This window comes from Rhizobium sp. R86522 (assembly GCF_042466255.1).
Lineage (GTDB): Bacteria > Pseudomonadota > Alphaproteobacteria > Rhizobiales > Rhizobiaceae > Allorhizobium.
This window is the reverse complement of the sequence record NZ_JAXHBX010000001.1, coordinates 1,104,321-1,122,318: the sequence shown is the minus strand read 5'-3', so window position 1 is coordinate 1,122,318 and position 17,998 is coordinate 1,104,321. Positions and strand designations below refer to the sequence as shown.

The 17,998-nt window shown below is 61.1% G+C and carries 15 protein-coding genes; 11 read left to right on the top strand and 4 right to left on the bottom strand.

Annotation, left to right across the window (positions count from 1 at the left end; genetic code table 11):
* Positions 1-38: 38 nt before the first annotated feature.
* From SJY08_RS05340 to SJY08_RS05330, 3 genes are all read right to left on the bottom strand, one after another.
* Positions 39-1,388, bottom strand: a complete 1,350-nt coding sequence (locus tag SJY08_RS05340; RefSeq protein ID WP_069041093.1) for a TRAP transporter large permease subunit — start codon at positions 1,386-1,388, stop codon at positions 39-41.
* Complete coding sequence (locus tag SJY08_RS05335) at positions 1,385-1,894, bottom strand: TRAP transporter small permease subunit (RefSeq protein ID WP_054151637.1); 510 nt, start codon at positions 1,892-1,894, stop codon at positions 1,385-1,387. The genes SJY08_RS05340 and SJY08_RS05335 overlap by 4 nt, the downstream gene beginning before the upstream one ends.
* 105 nt (positions 1,895-1,999) lie before the next feature.
* A complete protein-coding gene (locus tag SJY08_RS05330) occupies positions 2,000-2,770 on the bottom strand; it encodes an N-formylglutamate amidohydrolase (protein WP_377274930.1) in 771 nt (256 codons plus the stop codon).
* Between the two features lie 184 nt (positions 2,771-2,954).
* On the opposite strand from SJY08_RS05330, the gene SJY08_RS05325 reads away from it, so the two are divergent.
* The 10 genes from SJY08_RS05325 (at position 2,955) to SJY08_RS05280 (ending at position 12,753) form a co-directional block, all read left to right on the top strand.
* Positions 2,955-3,830, top strand: coding sequence for a MurR/RpiR family transcriptional regulator (locus SJY08_RS05325; RefSeq protein ID WP_371418485.1), 876 nt, complete (start codon positions 2,955-2,957; stop codon positions 3,828-3,830).
* 181 nt (positions 3,831-4,011) lie between these two features.
* Entirely contained in the window at positions 4,012-5,070 is a 1,059-nt protein-coding gene (locus SJY08_RS05320) for an ABC transporter substrate-binding protein (RefSeq protein WP_371418486.1), read from the top strand.
* Between the two features lie 98 nt (positions 5,071-5,168).
* Complete coding sequence (locus SJY08_RS05315) at positions 5,169-6,059, top strand: ABC transporter permease subunit (RefSeq protein WP_006728769.1); 891 nt, start codon at positions 5,169-5,171, stop codon at positions 6,057-6,059.
* Complete coding sequence (locus tag SJY08_RS05310) at positions 6,056-6,838, top strand: iron ABC transporter permease (protein WP_054151633.1); 783 nt, start codon at positions 6,056-6,058, stop codon at positions 6,836-6,838. Before SJY08_RS05315 ends, SJY08_RS05310 begins: the two co-directional genes overlap by 4 nt.
* A gap of 12 nt (positions 6,839-6,850) precedes the next feature.
* Positions 6,851-7,903: an ABC transporter ATP-binding protein gene (locus SJY08_RS05305; protein ID WP_377274929.1), complete on the top strand. Its 1,053-nt coding sequence runs from the start codon at positions 6,851-6,853 to the stop codon at positions 7,901-7,903.
* Between the two features lie 74 nt (positions 7,904-7,977).
* A complete protein-coding gene (locus tag SJY08_RS05300) occupies positions 7,978-9,021 on the top strand; it encodes a zinc-dependent alcohol dehydrogenase family protein (protein ID WP_377274928.1) in 1,044 nt (347 codons plus the stop codon).
* A gap of 102 nt (positions 9,022-9,123) precedes the next feature.
* The gene (locus tag SJY08_RS05295; protein WP_377274927.1) at positions 9,124-10,281 is read left to right on the top strand and encodes a PotD/PotF family extracellular solute-binding protein; all 1,158 of its coding nucleotides are present in this window, start codon (positions 9,124-9,126) and stop codon (positions 10,279-10,281) included.
* A gap of 74 nt (positions 10,282-10,355) precedes the next feature.
* Positions 10,356-11,225, top strand: a complete 870-nt coding sequence (locus tag SJY08_RS05290; protein ID WP_377274926.1) for a hypothetical protein — start codon at positions 10,356-10,358, stop codon at positions 11,223-11,225.
* Between the two features lie 74 nt (positions 11,226-11,299).
* On the top strand, positions 11,300-11,830 hold the full coding sequence (locus SJY08_RS05285; protein WP_377274925.1) for a GNAT family N-acetyltransferase: 531 nt from the start codon (positions 11,300-11,302) through the stop codon (positions 11,828-11,830).
* Positions 11,831-12,090: 260 nt separating this feature from the next.
* Positions 12,091-12,753: a hypothetical protein gene (locus SJY08_RS05280; RefSeq protein WP_377274924.1), complete on the top strand. Its 663-nt coding sequence runs from the start codon at positions 12,091-12,093 to the stop codon at positions 12,751-12,753.
* Between the two features lie 14 nt (positions 12,754-12,767).
* Here the strand turns inward: SJY08_RS05280 and metH are convergent, their stop codons facing one another.
* Entirely contained in the window at positions 12,768-16,529 is a 3,762-nt protein-coding gene (gene metH, locus SJY08_RS05275; RefSeq protein WP_377274923.1) for a methionine synthase, read from the bottom strand.
* A 157-nt stretch (positions 16,530-16,686) separates the two neighbouring features.
* Here metH and SJY08_RS05270 point away from each other — a divergent pair, with 157 nt between their 5' ends.
* The gene (locus SJY08_RS05270) at positions 16,687-17,943 is read left to right on the top strand and encodes an AGE family epimerase/isomerase (RefSeq protein ID WP_054151753.1); all 1,257 of its coding nucleotides are present in this window, start codon (positions 16,687-16,689) and stop codon (positions 17,941-17,943) included.
* Positions 17,944-17,998: the final 55 nt, after the last annotated feature.

Sequence of the window (17,998 nt, the reverse complement as noted above, 5' to 3'; positions counted from 1 at the left end):
TGCCGGGCCCGTTTGTCGGGCCTCTTTTCATTCGAACGCTAACCTCTGAGATAGATCTGGCTCGGCAGCCATGTCGCGATCTGTGGAAAGATCATGATGATCACCATGCCGAGCATCATGATCAGGACGAACGGGATCACCGACCGATAGATATCTATCAGCCTGAAATCGGGTGGCGCCATCGCCTTCATCAGGAAAAGATTATACCCGAAGGGCGGTGTCATATAGGCAATCTGGCAGGTGATCGTGTAGAGCACGCCATACCAGATCAGCGGGTTTTCGATGCCCAGATCCAGCTTGCCGACGAGCGGAATGTAAAGCGGCGCGACGATGACCAGCATGGCCGTATCGTCGAGGAAGGCCCCCATCACCAGGAACGACAGCTGCATCATGATCAGGATCTGCCAAGGGGTCAGACCGATGTCATTGACCAGTAGCTTTTCGATCGCCCTGACCGCACCCAGTCCGTCGAAGACGGCGCCGAAGCAGAGGGCTGCCAGAATGATCCACATGAACATGCAGGAAATGCCGAGCGTCTGTTCAAGCACCCGGTTCCAGACCGCCTTGGTGAGCCGTCCCTTGTACCAGGCCGCAAAGAGAGCACCGAGCGCACCGACCGCCGAACTCTCGACGAGGCTGGTGATGCCCATCAGGAAGAGACCCATCATCAGGAAGAAGATGAGGAACGGCAGGATGCCCGCCTGCAAGAGCTTGAGCTTCTCGCGCATCGGCATGTCACGCTCTTCCTTGGGAAGGGCGGGACCGAGCGCCGGATTGAGACGGCAGCGGATGATGATGTAGAGGCAGAACATCGTCGCAAGCATCAGCCCGGGGAAGACGCCCGCAAGCCAGAGCTGGCTCACCGGCTGGCGGGCAATCATGCCGTAAAGCACCAGCACCACACTCGGTGGGATCAGAATGCCGAGCGAACTGCCGGCCTGGATGACGCCGGAGACCATGATCTTGTCGTAGCCGCGGCGCAGCAGTTCGGGCAGCGCGATAGACGCCCCGATCGCCATGCCCGCGACGGATAGGCCGTTCATCGCCGAGATCACGACCATCAACCCGATCGTGCCGACCGCCAGACCGCCCGGCATGCCACCGAACCAGACATGGAAGGCCTTGTAGAGGTCCTCTGCGATGCCGGATTCCGACAGCATATAGCCCATGTAGATGAAGAGCGGCAGCGTCAGCAGCGGATACCACTTCATCAGCTTCATGCCGGCCGAGAAGCCCATCTCGAAGCCGCCATTGCCCCAGAGCACGGCAGCCGCCACGACGCCGACGAAGCCGATGGTCGCAAACACACGCTGCCCTGTCAGCATCGACATCATCATCGATGAGAACATCAGGAGCGCGATCATTTCGTAGCTGAGGAACTCAGTCATGCAAGCGGCCTCCCCATAGCAATGGCAAGGTCCTTGATGAAGATCGAGGTCGCCTGCAGGAAGGTGAGGAAGATACCGACAACCATGACAATCTTCACGGGAGCCATGTAGGGCGACCAGGAAGAATAGCTGGTTTCACCATATTGCAGTGCATAGGTGGTGCTCGAGACACCGCCCCAGAGCAGGAAGAACAGGTAGACGAACAGCATCATGATCGTGATCACGTCGACGATCGCCTTGGTCTTCGGCGACCAGCGACCGTAGAGCAGGTCCATACGCACATGGCTGTCGAGTTGCAGCGAATAGGCGCCACCCAAGAGATAATAGCCTGCCATGACGAACTGCGCCATTTCCAGCGTCCAGTGCGCTGGCAGGAACAGGCCTTTGGAGATGGACGAATAGAGCAGGATGCCCATCATGACGAAGACGCCATACATGACGATCCGGCCGACGCGGCGATTGAAGGCATCGACGATACGCACGTAGGTTTTCAGGGCTTGCGGCATCAGTCTACCGCCTGCCCGGACCGCATCAGCGGTCTTCGTCTCATGATCTCGTATGCCGGCATCCGTTCCCTCATTGATTTTTGGTTTGCTCAGCGTTTTGAATAGTTATGCGACCCTTTCGAGCGCTCCTGAAATCAAGTCCGCGAGATAGGTGGAGATGGCCTTGGGGCCTGCTTCATCGCGAACCAGGTCGTTGCGCACCTCGATCATCACATTGGCGAAGCCTTGCGGCAGCGCATGCAGACGCAGCGTATGGGTCACGCCGTCTTCGGGTCCGTATGGCGAGTTGCGCTCAACACGGTAAGGACCACCGGCCGCGGCCTCAAGCATGGCATCCGCCAGACGACTGTCCGTATCGTGGAGTATGCCGATCTCGACCTCGCGCGGTTTGCCGAAATAGACCGGCGTAAACGTATGCACGGTTACGATGACGGGCTTGCCGCCCTCCCCGGCGACCCGCGCAATCTCGGCAGCAATCCGGTCGTGGAAGGGGACGTAGAGCGCCGCCGTCCGCGCATAACGCTCCGCCGGGCTGAGGTTCAGATTTCCCGGGATCGCGTAGATCTCGCTCTTTTCCGGCATGGCCGCCGGCGATTCCGGCGGACGATTGCAGTCATAGATCAGTCGCGAGAAACGCTGGTGGACCAGCAGCCCGTTGAGCGATGTCGACAGGCGCTGGGCGATCTCCAGAGCGCCCGGATCCCAGGCGATATGGCTGGACAGTGCCTCCGGTGAAAGACCAAGATCACCTGCCGATGGCGGCAACACGGCAGATGCGTGCTCGCAGACGAAAACGAGACCGCTCGTCGCCGTCGCATTATCGACTGCAACTACCTCACCGTCCGACGCTGTCAGGATCCCCGACCTCAAGAGCATGCTGATTGTTCCCCAGGGCTCGTTGGCCCAACTTATTTTCGAAGAGAATTCTTCACGGTTAAGCGTCTGTCAATCCGCTACTGAAAAATTCTCTTCAATGGCCAGTTGACTCAATTGTGACAGCGAGGCTTAATCCGAAAAAAGCTGGCGACAGACTGGCTTGAGGGGAGTCAATCGGTTCTTGATGAATGCGTCGACCACGGTGTCGGACGTGATCCATGCCCATTTCGACGGGCTGACACGTGCCGAACGGCAGCTGGCAGAAAGCCTGCTGCAGAACTACCCCGTCTCCGGACTGGGCAGCATCACCACCGTTGCCGAGAATGCCGGCGTCTCGACCCCGACAGTCGCCCGCATGGTGCAGAAGCTCGGCTACAAGGGTTATCCGGAATTCCAGGCGCATCTCCACCAGGAGCTTGAGGCGACGATCTCAAACCCGATAGCCAAGCACGACCGCTGGGCCGCCAACGCCCCCAATCGCCATATCCTCAATCGCTTTGCAGAAGCCGTGATGGCCAATCTGCGCAACTCACTGGGAGAACTGCGCACGGCGACCTTCGATGAAGCCGCTCGTCTGATCGGCGACCGCCATCGCAGCATCTATTTCGTCGGCGGACGCATCACGGGGGCGCTTGCCGAATACTTCTTCACCCATATGCAGGTTATCCGTCCCCGGACGACCTTGATGTCATCGAATGCCAGTTCATGGCCGCAGCACGTCCTCAATATGCAGGATGGCGACGTGCTCGTGATCTTCGACATCAGGCGCTACGAGGCGGATCTGACGACGCTCGCGGAGGTCGCGCGCGCCAACGGCGTGCAGATCATCGTGTTTACAGACCAGTGGATGTCGCCGGTGGCACAGCATGCCCGCCACTGTTTCAAGCTCCATATCGAGGCGCCGTCGGCATGGGACAGCTCCGTCGTGACGCTGTTTGTCGTCGAAGCCCTGATCGAGGCCGTGCAGAGCTCGTCCTGGGACGAGACGCGCGAGCGAATGAACACCCTCGAAGGACTATTCGAACAGGCACGCCTGTTCCGAAAGCCCCGACATGGCTGAGAGAAGAAACCGGAGGATCGTTCAGGATACGGGCCAATATCGATAGACCAGGCAAGGCCGATATCCGTCACATAACCATAACAAAGGCCACATAAGTGAACCGCATCGCTTCCAACACAAGAGGAGAACTACAGTGACAACCAATCTTCGCAAATTCCTGTCGCTCACGACCGCGCTGGTCATGACGAGCTCGGCCGTCGCCTATGCCGAGCCGAGCGCCGAGCTCATCGAAGCTGCCAAGAAGGAAGGCATGCTGACCACCATCGCCCTGCCCCACGACTGGTGCGGCTACGGCGAAGTCATCGCCGCCTTCAAGGCGAAGTATCCGGAAATCACCGTCAACGAACTGAACCCGGATGCCGGCTCGGCCGACGAAGTCGAAGCCATCAAGGCAAACAAGGACAACAAGGGCCCGCAGGCTCCTGACGTCGTTGACGTCGGTCTCGCCTTCGGCCCGCAGATGAAGGCCGAAGGCCTGCTTCAGCCGTACAAGGTCTCCACCTGGGACGAAATCCCTGATAACATCAAGGACGCTGAAGGCTACTGGTACGGCGACTACTACGGCGTCATGTCGCTCCTGGTGAACAAGGACCTCGTCGCCAACACGCCGAAGGACTGGGCCGATCTTCTGAAGCCGGAATATGCAGGCCAGGTCGCTCTCGCCGGTGACCCGCGCGCCTCCAACCAGGCTATCCTCGGCGTTCTCGCCGCCGGCATGGCAACCGGTGCAGCTGCCGGCAAGGACGCCGGTGAAGCAGGCCTGAACTACTTTGCCGAAATGAACAAGGCCGGCAACTTCGTGCCTGTCATCGGCAAGTCCGGCACGCTCGCCCAGGGCGCGACCCCGATCGTCGTCATGTGGGACTACAACGCGCTCGCCGCTCGTGACACGCTGGCCGGCAACCCGCCGGTAGAAGTCGTCGTTCCGGACAAGGGCGTTCTCGCTGGCGTCTACGTTCAGGGCATCTCTGCCTATGCACCGCACCCGAATGCAGCCAAGCTGTGGATGGAACACCTGTATTCCGACGAAGGTCAGCTCGGCTGGCTGAAGGGTTACTGCCACCCGGCCCGCTTCAACGCCATGGTCAAGGCTGGCAAGGTTCCGCAGGACCTTCTCGACGCCCTGCCGCCGGCTGAGTCCTACGAAAAGGCCTACTTCCCGACGCTCGAAGAAGTCGACGCCAACAAGGCTGCCGTTACGGCGGGCTGGGACAGCGTCGTCGGCGCCAACGTTCAGTAAGTCGAGACCTTGATGTGCCGCCCCGATCTTTTCTAAGGTCGGGGCGGCGCTCGCATTTTAAGAAGATCCGTCGAAACACGGACAGAGGGGCAGATCGAATGTCGACAGAGGCGGTGAGCCCGGGCCATCAGGCACGGCCACGAACGAAACTTCCACTTCACTGGCTCGGGGTCTTGCCCTTTGCAGCTTTCGTGATTCTCTTCCTGATCATGCCGACGATGAAGATCGTCATCGGCGCATTTCAGCGTCCGGACGGCTCGTTCACCTTCGACAATGTGCTTGGCCTGTTCACCCCCTCGATCATGGCCGCCTACTGGATCTCCATCAAGATCAGTCTCGCCTCGGCAATTCTCGGCTGCCTGATCGGATTCGGCGTGGCCGCCGCGGTCATTCTCGGCGGACTGCCTGCCTGGATCCGCAGCCCGCTGCTGACATTTTCCGGCGTTGCCTCGAACTTCGCCGGCGTGCCGCTCGCCTTCGCCTTCCTCGCGACGCTCGGCCCTGTCGGTATGTTGACCGTCTTCCTCAAGACCCAGCTTGGCATCGATCTGCGCCTTCTCGGCTTCAATCTCCTGTCCTTCTGGGGACTGACGATCACCTATCTCTTCTTCCAGATCCCGCTGATGATCCTGATCATCGCGCCGGCACTCGACGGCCTGAAGCGCGAATGGCGCGAGGCGGCCTCGATCCTCGGCGCGACCAATGCGCAATACTGGCGGCTCGTGGCCTTCCCGATTCTTTTGCCCTCGATCCTCGGCACCATGGCGCTGCTCTTCGCAAATGCGTTCGGCGCTGTCGCAACCGCGATCGCACTGACCGGCTCTTCGCTGAATATCGTGCCGATCCTGCTGTTCGCCCAGATCCGCGGCGACGTCCTGGGCGACCCCCATCTCGGCTACGCGCTCGCCTTTGGCATGATCGTCGTCACCGGAATTGCCAATGGCCTCTACATCTGGCTGCGCGCCCGCAGCGAAAGGTGGATGAAATGAAACGTCTCTGGGCTTGGGCCGCGCTGATCTTCGGCCTTCTCTATTTCATCCTGCCGCTGATCGGCATGACGAACTTCTCGCTGAAAATGCGCCGCGGCGAGTATTCCTTCGATGCCTATGCCAAGGTTCTGGCCGATCCGCGCTTCCAGGAAACCTTCAGCTATTCTGTGACGATGGCTCTGACGACCATCATCTTCGGCGTATTCCTGATCGTACCCACGGCCTATTGGGTGCGGCTGAAGATGCCGGGCCTTCGCCCGTACATCGAATTCGTCACGCTGCTGCCGCTCGTCATCCCGGCGATCGTCGTCGTGTTCGGCTATATCCGCCTCTATAACACCTCGAGCTGGCTGCCGCTAACCGGCTCCTCCACCGGTACGAACATGCTGCTTATGTTCGGTTATGCGACGCTCGGCCTGCCCTACATGTACCGCGCGGTTGATACGGGCTTGAGAACCATCGACGTCGCCACCCTGACGGAGGCAGCCCAGAGCCTCGGAGCGGGTTGGGCGACGATCATCGGCCGCATCATCCTGCCGAATGTCTCCGTCGCCGTCATGTCGGGCGCATTCGTCACCTTCGCCATCGTCATGGGCGAATTCACGATGGCCGCCCTTCTGAACAAGCCGGCCTTTGGCCCCTACATGCAGCTGCTCGGCGCCAACAGGGCCTATGAGCCGGCGGCTCTCGCCGTGATAGCGTTTTGCATCACTTGGGGCTGCCTCGGCCTGATGCAGCTCGTCTCCCGCCTCCAGAAAACAGCCCCCCGCCAGGCTTGAGGACATCAATTCATGATCTTTCTGACCCTAAACAACCTCAAGAAATCCTTCGGTGCAACGCAGGTCGTGCACGACTTCAACATGGCGATCGACAAAGGCGAATTCGTCTCCTTCCTTGGCCCGTCGGGCTGCGGCAAGACCACCGTGCTGCGGATGGTGGCCGGTTTCGAGACCCCGTCGGCCGGCTCCATCGTCGTCGATGGCAAGGACCAGACGAACCTGAAGCCAAACCAGCGCAACATCGGCATGGTCTTCCAGGCCTATGCGCTGTTTCCCAACATGAACGTCTTCGACAACGTCGCCTTTGGCCTGAAGATCGCCGGCATGCCGAAAGCCGATATCGAGGCGCGCGTGAAGGAAATGCTCTCCCTCATTCACCTCGAACATCTGGCCGAGCGCTACCCCTACCAGCTGTCGGGCGGACAGCAGCAGCGCGTGGCACTCGCCCGCGCGCTTGCCCCCAAACCCCAGGTCCTGCTCCTGGACGAACCGCTTTCGGCGCTCGACGCAAAGATCCGCGTGTCGCTGCGCGAAGAAATCCGCCAGATCCAGCAGAAGCTCGGCATCACCACTGTCTTCGTTACCCATGACCAGGAAGAGGCGCTGTCGATATCTGACCGCATCGTCGTCATGAATGCCGGCAAGGCCGACCAGATCGGCACGCCCTTCGAGATCTACAACCGCCCGACGACCCGCTTCGTCGCCTCCTTCGTCGGCACGCTCAACGTGCTGGATGCCGTCGTCGCCGATCAGGGCGCCGGCATCGTGCAGATCGGGGACAAGACGCTGGCGATCAAGGAGACGATCCCCACGGCGAACGGCCAAACCATCCAGCTCGCCATGCGACCGGAGGCCGGCACGCTCGCAGGAGCGGATGAAGCCACGGTGCGGGGCCAGGTTACATCGAGCCAGTTCCTCGGCTCGGTTATCCGCACACGCATCGATGTTGGTGGCAAGACACTGTCCTTCGACACCTTCAACGACCCCGGCACCAGACCGCCGACCGTTGGCGATACCGTGGGCGTGAAGATCGACCCGACTGCCTTGATCCTGCTCGCCGACTAAGGCAAACGACGTCCAAGGGCAATTGTGTCGGAATGCCGTCCGCAAGGGCGGCATTCGCATCTGGAGGATATCCCATGCGGGCGATGTATTTTGAAGCATTCGGTGCAGCACCCGAAATCCGCACCCTGCCCGATCCGACGCCGACCAATGCCGGTGTGGTCATCTCCGTCAAGGCGACAGGCCTCTGCCGCAGCGACTGGCACGGCTGGATGGGCCACGATCCCGATATCCGCCTTCCCCATGTCCCCGGCCACGAACTGGCTGGCACGATCTCGGCTGTCGGCCGTGACGTGCGCCGGTTCAAGGTCGGCGACCGCGTGACAGTGCCCTTTGTCTCCGGTTGCGGCCACTGCATGGAATGCCGCTCCGGCAACCAGCAGGTTTGCGAGGAACAGTTCCAGCCGGGCTTCACCCATTGGGGCTCGTTTGCCGAATATGTGGCAATCGACTATGCCGACCAGAACCTGGCGCATCTGCCGGAAGAGATCAGCTACGAGACGGCGGCAAGCCTCGGCTGCCGCTTTGCCACCTCTTTCCGGGCCGTGGTCGACCAGGGCCGGCTCCAGGGTGGTGAGTGGCTGGCGGTCCATGGTTGCGGCGGTGTTGGCCTCTCGGCCATCATGATCGGTGCAGCGCTTGGCGCCAATGTCGTCGCCATCGACATCGCCGAGGACAAGCTGGCACTCGCCAAGGCGCTCGGCGCATCCGTCACCATCGACAGCCGCTCGGTTGCCGATGTCTCCGAAGCAGTGCGTGATGTGACCGGCGGCGGTGCACATGTCTCGGTCGATGCGCTCGGCCATCCCCAGACCTGCTGCAACTCGATCCTCAACCTTCGCCGACGCGGTCGCCATGTTCAGGTCGGGCTGATGCTGGCAGATCACGCGACACCGGCAATCCCGATGGCGCGCGTCATTGCCCACGAACTCGAGATCTATGGCAGCCACGGAATGCAGTCCTGGCGCTATGATGCCATGCTGCGCATGATCCTCTCCGGCAAGCTCTCACCCGATCGCCTGATCGGCCGTCGCATCACCCTTTCGGAAGCGGCCCCGGCGCTCGCCACCATGGACAGCTTCCGCGAAAACGGCATCAGCATCATCGATCGCATGGTGTAAGAACCCAGGCGCGCAGGCAGTTTTCATCTTATGGTGTGATAGCGTTAACCCGTTTGTGGTGAAATTCGGCGGCACGAAACCGGCAACGGATCGAGAGCAGCCATGGCCGCCAAGAAGACATCGATGGAGATTGACGCCAAGGGTTTCATGGCCGAGTTCATGCGCCTGAAACGTGGCTCCGTCACGCGTCGTCATTTTCTTGCTGTCACCGGGCTCGGAATGGCCGCCCTCGTCATTGGAGGAAGCCGCAGGACCAGCGTGGCAACGTCGGAAGGGTCGCCGCTCGGCAAGAAGGTTTCGCTCGCGACCTGGCCGAACTACCATGATCCCACGACCTTCGAGAACTTCACGTCCCGCTACGGCGTCGAGGTCGACGTTTCGATCATCGGTTCCAACGAGGGCACCTTGCTGGCCCTTGAAAGAGGAAGGGTCTGGGACATCATCGTACCCACCCAGTATGCGATCGCGCCCTATGTGCAACGAGACATGCTCGAGCCCCTTGAACTCCGGCGCCTTCCGAATTTTGATCTGGCCGCGCATGCCGACCGCTTCATGAAGCCCGGCGTCCGGGCAGGCGCGATCTATGGCGTGCCAAAGAACGCCGGTACGACTGGCATTGCCTACAACAGCCGTGAACTTGAGCCGGTGCAGACCTGGCGCGATTTCTTCGATATAGCCATGACGGAGGCTTCGGGCAGGACCATCGTGCATGACTACCAGCTGACCGCCATAGGCAATGCTCTGGTCGCCCTCGGCCACAACTTCAACTCACTTGACCCCGTTGAACTGCAAAGCGCTGAAAAGCTGCTTATTGAGGTCAGGCCGCATCTGCTGGCGGTCGACAGTGATTATCAGCCTGCCATGCGCACCGGCGAGGCCTGGATGACCATGTGCTGGAGCAATGACGCCTCGCAGATGCACCGTGACGTGCCAGAGATCGCCTATTCCATCGCGACCGATGGCGGCGAGATCTGGACGGACTATTACGCGATCCCGGCCAAGGCACATAACAAGCCGGGCGCCCATGCCCTGATCAACCACCTGCTCGACCCGGAGATCGCAGCCCGCGAGCACATCGTCCACGGCGGCACGGTAACCGATCGACGCGTCCGTGCGCTTCTGCCGGAAGAGGTCCTCGCGGACGAGATCATCTATCCGGATGAAGCGAGACTTTCACCGCTCGAATTCGGATTGGCCGTCGCAATGACGGACCCGACCCGCGCCGAGATCATGAGCCGCTTTCGCGCCGCCCGCGGCTGACGCCAACCTCCTGCCATGCTAGGCACGAAACGCGCCGGATACCTCCGGCACGACGTTTTCAGCGCGAGGCCTTCATGCCACAGATTTCCATCATCGACACCATTTCAGACCCCGGCAAAGACACGAGACCTAACGAGGATCGCCTCGGCTACAACAGGCATGCCGCTTTCGTCATCGACGGCGCGACAGGCCTTGGCGACCGCCAGTTCATGGATGGCTTCGGCTCGGACGCCGCCTGGATCGCGGAATTCGCAGCACTCCGCTTCGCCGAACGCCTCGATGGCGGCGCTGATCCGAAAGCTGTTCTGCGAGAGGTCTCAGAAGAGGCCCGCGACACGTTCATGGCAATGGCAGGCGAACAGCCGCGCTACGCCTGGCCGCTCTGCAGCCTGACCGCCCTGCAGACGACCAGCACCGTTTTCCGCTGGTTTGGCCTCGGCGACAGCTGCATGTACATCCTGCATGACAACGGACAATCCGACTTCGTCATCCCGATCCCCGGTGCCTATGAATGGGAGCAACATCGGGCGGCAGAGCACATCGCCCGCCTCGGCGGCATCGGCGCGGCCGGCGTCGCCAATGACGACCCGCAGACGCTGGAAGACCTGCGTCGTGGTCGCGCCTTGCAGAACACGCCAAGTGGCTCGACCTGGACCTTCGGCGTGGTCCCCGAAGCCGCCGATCACCTCGCTCTGGTCGACGTCCCCGTTTACGGCGGCGGCGCCACCGCCCTCCTCTGCTCCGACGGCCTCGCCGATCTTGTGGCTCTCTACAAGCTCTACGACCCCGCCACGCTCATCCAGCGCGCCGCGACAGCCGGGCTGAAATCGCTGGTGTCAGAACTGCGGCATATGGAGCGTGAGGTGGACCCGGACGGATTGAAATATCCGCGTTACAAGCAGAGCGACGACACGACGGCGATCCTGCTGAGGCTGGACGCGTAAAGGCAATGAACGGTCATCCTGTTGTGACAAAGGAAAGCTAAACGCACGTCCGGGCCGGAACGAGGAGGCGCCACATGATAGAAACCGAACGCCTTCTTCTGCGCGCGCCCAACACTTCGGATCGCTCGGCATGGACAGCATTCCTCTCTGATCCGAAAGTGACGCGTTTCATTGGCGGACCGCAGGATGAGGCTGGAGCTTGGCGCAATCTGTGCCTCTTTGCAGGTGCCTGGAGCATCCAAGGATACAGTAATTTCTCCGTCATCGAGAAAGCGTCTGGCCGATGGGTCGGTCGCGCTGGTGCATGGTACCCGCCCGGCTGGCCCGGGCGAGAAATCGGATGGGCGTTTCATCGCACCGTCTGGGGAAGAGGATATGCGACGGAGGCTGCGACAGCCTGCCTTATCTGGGCGTTTGAGGAACTTGGCTGGACCGAAGCAATCCACGTCATTCACCCTGAGAACCTCGCCTCCATCGCGGTCGCGAAAAGGATTGGAGCGGTCCCCCAGGCATCCGGGACTGAAGAGAGAAATCTCGTCTACATCAGCCGTAAAGAAGCCTTTGCTCTCAGGCAGGCTAAAGGCAGCAGGCGCGAAGGCAATTAGGAATCTGCCTCAATAACTTACCGCCGAATTCGGAATCGGTTTGTGAGGAAGGTGAAGGAAAGGATGAGCCCTTCATCCCCGGCGCAACGAGTTGCGCCTCACCCTTCGGGCTCCTTCTCCCCGCAAGCGAGGAGAAGAAGACGCAGCCACAAAGAGACGGCCGCACGCAGGCAACTAACGGTAAAGCTAAATCAATCTTCTGCGTGCATACTTCGCTTGAATTTTCGAACGTGTTGAGGAAATCGAGTGAGGCCGCCCCGGTGATCAGCATTGAAAGTGCCTCGGCAAGCCGGTTGGAAGCCAGAAAAACGGATCGCGTTCAGACACAAGAGCTGAAGACCGGCGGGGGCGAGGTTGCCGTCCACGCAACAGGCTCCGAGCCTGATCACAATCTGCTTTCCGGCCTGGAAGAAGCGCTGACCGAGACACGTCGCAAGATCGCGGAAGACCGCCTCGATCGGGCTAAAGAGGAAATGCGGATCCTCCGTCAGTTCTCCGTCTCGCCGGCCTTTCTGGCGCAACGTGCAGCGGCCATCGGGAAGGAGCTTGGAAACGCAGCGACAGACTATACCGAGCTCGTTCGCGACAGCATGGAGACCGCGCAGAGAGATCCAGGTTCCACTACCGTCACCAATGGCATTGTGAGTTCAGAGCCTCCGTCAACGGCATCGCCTGTTGAAAACGCCTCCATCGCTACTCTGACGGAGCGCGACCAGGACACCCTCGATACCTTCCGCTCGGCAATATACCAAGCATGGGCGCTACTGGATCTGTCCTTGGAGGACCTCATCCGGGAGAACGACCTGCAGGCCACCGACGAGCTAGCTGCCGGTAGCTCCAGAGAGGTCATGCAATCCGCACTTCATGCCATGGACAATCTCAATCCCTTGAACGCTCTGCGCTCTCCAGCCTTCCACTTCTGAGCGGACGCCCGCAATCACTCTGCAGCCACCGCCTTCGGCACATAATTCAACACCGGCCCCAACCAGCGCTCGACCTCGCGCACATCCATGCCCTTGCGCGCCGCATAGTCCTCGACCTGATCACGCTCGACCTTGGCGACACCGAAATAATAGCTGTCGGGATGGCCAATATAGAGGCCGGAGACGGAGGAGCCAGGCCACATGGCATAGCTCTCGGTGAGCGTCACGCCGGTCGCAGCGGTGGCATCGAGCAGCGAAAACAGCGTCAGCTTTTCCGTATGATCGGGCTGGGCCGGATAACCCGGCGCCGGGCGAATACCGGCATAGGTCTCTGAGATCAGCTCCTCCGGCGCGAAGGCCTCGTCGGGCGCATAGCCCCAGAACTCGCGGCGCACCTGTTCGTGCATGCGCTCCGCAAAGGCTTCCGCAAACCGGTCGGCCAGCGCTTTGACCAGGATCGAGGAATAATCGTCGTTGGCCCGCTCGAAACGCTCGGCAATCGCCACTTCCTCGATGCCAGCGGTGACGACGAAGCCGCCGACATAATCCGGAACGCCGGTCTCCAGAGGTGCGACGAAATCGCTGAGCGCCACATTGGCCCGGCCTTCGCGCTTGGCGATCTGCTGACGCAGCGTGAAAAAGGTCGCGAGCTCGTCCGCCCGGCTGTCGTCCTTGAACAGCCGGATATCATCACCAACAGCATTGGCCGGCCAGAAGCCGATGACCGCACGCGGCCGGAACCAGTTTTCCGCAATGATCTTCTTGAGCATCGCCTGCGCATCGGCAAACAGCTGTCGCGCCGCCTCGCCCTGCTTCTCGTCCTCGAGGATCGCAGGATAGCGCCCCTTCAGCTCCCAGGTCTGGAAGAAGGGCGTCCAGTCGATATAGCGGGCGAGTTCGGCGAGGTCATAGGTCTCGAACACCTTGGTGCCCGTAAAGCTCGGCTTGGTCGGCTTGTAAGCGCTCCAGTCGACCTTGACCGCATTCTCCCGGGCAGACGCCAGCGGCTGGCGCTGCTTCTCGGCTTCCGCCCGCGCATGGGCCTCGGCCACCTTGGCATATTCGCCCTTGATACCGTCTACATAGGTCTCGTTGCCGTCCTCGGCAAGAAGCGCCGAAACCACGCCCACGGCACGGCTGGCATCGGTGACATAGATCGCCTGGCCCGCCTTGTATTGCGGATGGATCTTCACCGCCGTGTGCACCCGGCTCGTCGTTGCACCACCGATGAGAAGCGGCACCGTAAAGCCCTGACGCTGCATCTCGGCCGCCACATGCACCATCTCGTCGAGCGAGGGCGTGATCAGGCCGGAGAGACCGATGACATCGACATTCTCGGCTTTCGCCACTTCGAGGATCTTGGTGGCCGGCACCATGACGCCAAGATCGATGATCTCGTAATTGTTGCAGGCGAGAACGACGCCGACGATGTTCTTCCCGATGTCATGCACATCGCCCTTCACGGTCGCCATCAGCACCTTGCCGGCCGCCTGGCGCTCACCAGTGCCGCCATTCAGGCGCTTTTCCTCTTCCATGTAAGGCAAGAGCACGGCCACCGCCTGCTTCATCACCCGCGCAGATTTCACCACCTGCGGCAGGAACATCTTGCCGGCCCCGAAAAGGTCGCCAACGACATTCATGCCCGCCATCAGCGGCCCCTCGATGACATGCAGCGGACGCTCGGCCTGTTGCCGTGCCTCTTCCGTGTCGATCTCGATGAATTCGGTGATGCCGTTGACCAGCGCATGCTCCAGCCGCTTTTCGACCGGCCACTCACGCCATGTCATGTCCTGCACACGCACCTTCGCCTCGCCGGTGCCGCGATAGCGTTCGGCAATCTCCAGCAGCCGCTCGGTCCCGTCCTTTCGGCGGTTCAGCACCACGTCTTCGCAGGCCTCGCGCAGATCCTTGTCGATGCTCTCATAGACCGCGAGCTGGCCGGCATTGACGATGCCCATGTCCATGCCCGCCTGAATGGCGTGGTAGAGGAACACCGCATGCATAGCCTCGCGCACCGGCTCGTTGCCACGGAAGGAGAAGGAGAGGTTCGACACGCCGCCCGAGATATGCACCAGCGGCATTTCCTGCCGGATCGTCCGCGTCGCCTCGATGAAGTCGACGCCGTAATTGTCGTGTTCCTCGATGCCGGTCGCGACGGCAAAGACGTTCGGGTCGAAGATGATGTCTTCAGGCGCAAAGCCCGCCTCTTCCGTCAGGATCTTGTAGGCGCGCCGGCAGATCTCCACCTTGCGATCATAGGTATCCGCCTGGCCCTTCTCGTCGAAGGCCATGACGACGACGGCGGCGCCATAATTGCGGATGAGCTTGCCCTGGGCGACGAAATTCTCCTCGCCCTCCTTGAGCGAGATGGAATTCACCACCGCCTTGCCCTGCACGCATTTGAGGCCAGCTTCGATGATCGCGAATTTCGACGAGTCGATCATCACGGGCACGCGGGCGATATCAGGCTCGGCCGCGATCAGGTTGAGGAACTCGACCATGGCCTTTTCCGAATCGATCAGGCCCTCATCCATGTTGATGTCGATGATCTGCGCGCCATTCTCCACCTGATCGCGCGCGACGACGAGCGCTGCGGAATAATCACCAGCCGTGATCAGCTTGCGGAACTTGGCAGAACCGGTGACATTCGTCCGCTCGCCGACATTGACGAAGGGAATGTCCTTGGTCAGCTCGAAGGGCTCGAGCCCCGAGAGCGACATGAAGGGCCGATGCTCGGCAGGCGCACGCGGCGCCCTGCCCTTCACGGCCTCGGCAATGGCCGCGATATGCGCAGGCGTCGAGCCACAGCAGCCGCCGACCACGTTAACGATGGCTTCCTCGGCAAAACCGGCAACGAGCTCCGCCATCTCTTCCGGGCTCTGGTCATATTGGCCGAACTCATTCGGCAGACCGGCATTCGGATAGGCCGAGATGAAGGTATCGGCGACACCGGACAATTCCTGCAGATGCGGCCGCATGGCGTCTGCCCCGAGCGCGCAGTTCAAGCCGACGGCAAAGGGCTTGGCATGGCGTACGGAATTCCAGAAGGCCGTCGGCGTCTGGCCGGAGAGCGTCCGGCCTGAAAGATCGGTGATCGTGCCCGAGATCATCACAGGCAGGCGAATGCCCTTGGCGAGGAAGCGCTCCTCGCAGGCAAAGATCGCAGCCTTGGCGTTCAGCGTATCGAAGATCGTCTCGATCAGGATGAGATCGGCACCACCATCGATCAAGCCGTCGATCTGCTCGCCATAGGCAAGGCGAAGATCGTCGAAGGAGACGGCACGGTAGCCGGGATTGTTTACGTCGGGCGAGATCGACGCCGTACGATTGGTCGGCCCGATGGCACCGGCCACGAAACGCCGCTTGCCGTCCTCCCGCTCGGCGCGCCAAGCCGCCCGGCGCACGAGTTCCGCACCATGGCGGTTAAGGTCGTAGACCGCCCCTTCCATCTCGTAGTCGGCCTGAGCAATACGCGTCGACGAAAAGGTGTTGGTTTCAAGAATATCCGCACCCGCCATCGCATAGCGGAAATGGATGTCTTCGATGGCATCAGGCTGGGTGAGGATCAGGAGGTCGTTATTGCCCTGCTGATGGCAGGCACAGCCGAGGAAGCGTTCGCCGCGAAAGTCGTCTTCCGTCAGCCCCAGGCCCTGGATCTCAGTCCCCATGGCGCCGTCAAGGATCAGGATGCGTTCGCGCGCTGCCTCTTGCAGCGCCTTCAGGATCTCCGCCCCGTCACGGTTTGCGCCCTCGCGGCCGAACAGTTGATCGAGCATCTGCGAACTCTCCTATTGCGTATGCGACACGCCCAAATCACATAAAGATATCTTTATGTCAACAATTGATCCACTTGTGCGTGACAAAGGTCAGGCGGTGGAAGCGGCGTCGGCGATCGGCTATAGAAAGCTCAACGATACGTCCAGGGAGGAAGAAATGTCGGAAAATCAATCACAGCAGCTGCCATCTACCCCCTGGAGCGCCCGCCCCTACCACCGCAAATGGCTGCTGGCACAGGCAGACGGTCTGTTCGATTTCTTCTCCGGCACGGCCCTCAACCCGAAGGGCGGCTTCTACGACCTGTCGCGTGACGGCAAGCCTCTCTCAACCGACAATCCGGCGCGTGGTATCCATGCCAGCGCCCGCATGGTGCATTGCTACGCGATTGGCCATCTGCTTGGTCGCCCGGGTTCGGCCGACATCGTCGACCACGGCATGCGCTATCTCTGGGAACGCCACCGCGATGAAAAGAATGGTGGTTACTTCTGGCAGGCTGATGACACAGGCGCTGCCGACGACACGAAGCAGGGCTACGGCCACGCCTTCGTCCTGCTCGCGGCCACCTCGGCCAAATGCGCAGGCCATCCGTTGGCCGACACCATGCTGGCGGACATCACCCAGGTGATCGACGAGAAATTCTGGGAAGACGAGCACGGCGCGATCGCGGAAGAATTTTCCGCCGATTGGCAACCTGTGCCCGGCTATCGCGGCCAGAACTCCAACATGCATCTGACCGAAAGCCTGATGGCTGCCTTTGAGGCGACCGGCGAGCGGCATTACCTCGAAAAGGCCGAGCGCATAGCCGACCTGATCATCAACCGCCGCGCCCGCGAAGAAGCCTTCCGCGTCGCTGAGCATTTCGATAAAAACTGGGTGGTCGACCGCAACTACTATCATCCGAACGAAATGTTCCGCCCGGCCGGCACCACGCCCGGCCACTGGCTGGAATGGGCCCGCCTCATCCTGCAGCTCTGGGTACTCGGCGGCAAGCGACAGGCCTGGATGCCGGAGGCGGCACGCGGCCTGTTCTTCCAGTCCATGGCGCTCGGCTGGGACAAGGACAAGGGCGGCTTTTTCTATACGCTCGACTGGGAAAATGCCCCCGACAAGCGCGCAAAGCTCTGGTGGCCGCTCTGCGAAGGGGCAGCGGCTGCGCACTTCCTCAACCAGCATCAGGAAAGCGACTTCCACGAGGAGAGCTACCGAAAGATCTGGAACTACATCGCCGGCAACAGCCTCGACCGCGAGTTCGGCGGTTGGCACGAGGAACTGACCGAGGACGGCAAGCCGTGCAACAGCCTCTTCCCCGGCAAGGGCGACATCTACCACGCCCTGCAGGCCTGCCTGATCCCGCTTTTCCCGGCAGAAGGCAGCCTGACCAAGATGATTTCGGAACACCCGCTCGACGTCTGACCGTCGGCGAATGCAGCAAAGACAAAAGGGCCGGAAGACCGGCCCTCTTTCATTT

Bases quoted from the DNA above. Each gene is read 5' to 3' on its own strand.
- SJY08_RS05285 (WP_377274925.1), top strand. From the start codon at position 11,300: ATGATAGAAACCGAACGCCTTCTTCTGCGCGCGCCCAACACTTCGGAT.
- SJY08_RS05295 (WP_377274927.1), top strand. From the start codon at position 9,124: ATGGCCGCCAAGAAGACATCGATGGAGATTGACGCCAAGGGTTTCATG.
- SJY08_RS05270 (WP_054151753.1), top strand. From the start codon at position 16,687: ATGTCGGAAAATCAATCACAGCAGCTGCCATCTACCCCCTGGAGCGCC.
- SJY08_RS05325 (WP_371418485.1), top strand. From the start codon at position 2,955: ATGAATGCGTCGACCACGGTGTCGGACGTGATCCATGCCCATTTCGAC.
- SJY08_RS05300 (WP_377274928.1), top strand. From the start codon at position 7,978: ATGCGGGCGATGTATTTTGAAGCATTCGGTGCAGCACCCGAAATCCGC.
- SJY08_RS05320 (WP_371418486.1), top strand. From the start codon at position 4,012: ATGACGAGCTCGGCCGTCGCCTATGCCGAGCCGAGCGCCGAGCTCATC.
- SJY08_RS05315 (WP_006728769.1), top strand. From the start codon at position 5,169: ATGTCGACAGAGGCGGTGAGCCCGGGCCATCAGGCACGGCCACGAACG.
- SJY08_RS05340 (WP_069041093.1), bottom strand. From the start codon at position 1,388: ATGACTGAGTTCCTCAGCTACGAAATGATCGCGCTCCTGATGTTCTCA.
- SJY08_RS05335 (WP_054151637.1), bottom strand. From the start codon at position 1,894: ATGCCGCAAGCCCTGAAAACCTACGTGCGTATCGTCGATGCCTTCAAT.
- SJY08_RS05290 (WP_377274926.1), top strand. From the start codon at position 10,356: ATGCCACAGATTTCCATCATCGACACCATTTCAGACCCCGGCAAAGAC.
- SJY08_RS05305 (WP_377274929.1), top strand. From the start codon at position 6,851: ATGATCTTTCTGACCCTAAACAACCTCAAGAAATCCTTCGGTGCAACG.
- SJY08_RS05330 (WP_377274930.1), bottom strand. From the start codon at position 2,770: ATGCTCTTGAGGTCGGGGATCCTGACAGCGTCGGACGGTGAGGTAGTT.
- metH (WP_377274923.1), bottom strand. From the start codon at position 16,529: ATGCTCGATCAACTGTTCGGCCGCGAGGGCGCAAACCGTGACGGGGCG.
- SJY08_RS05310 (WP_054151633.1), top strand. From the start codon at position 6,056: ATGAAACGTCTCTGGGCTTGGGCCGCGCTGATCTTCGGCCTTCTCTAT.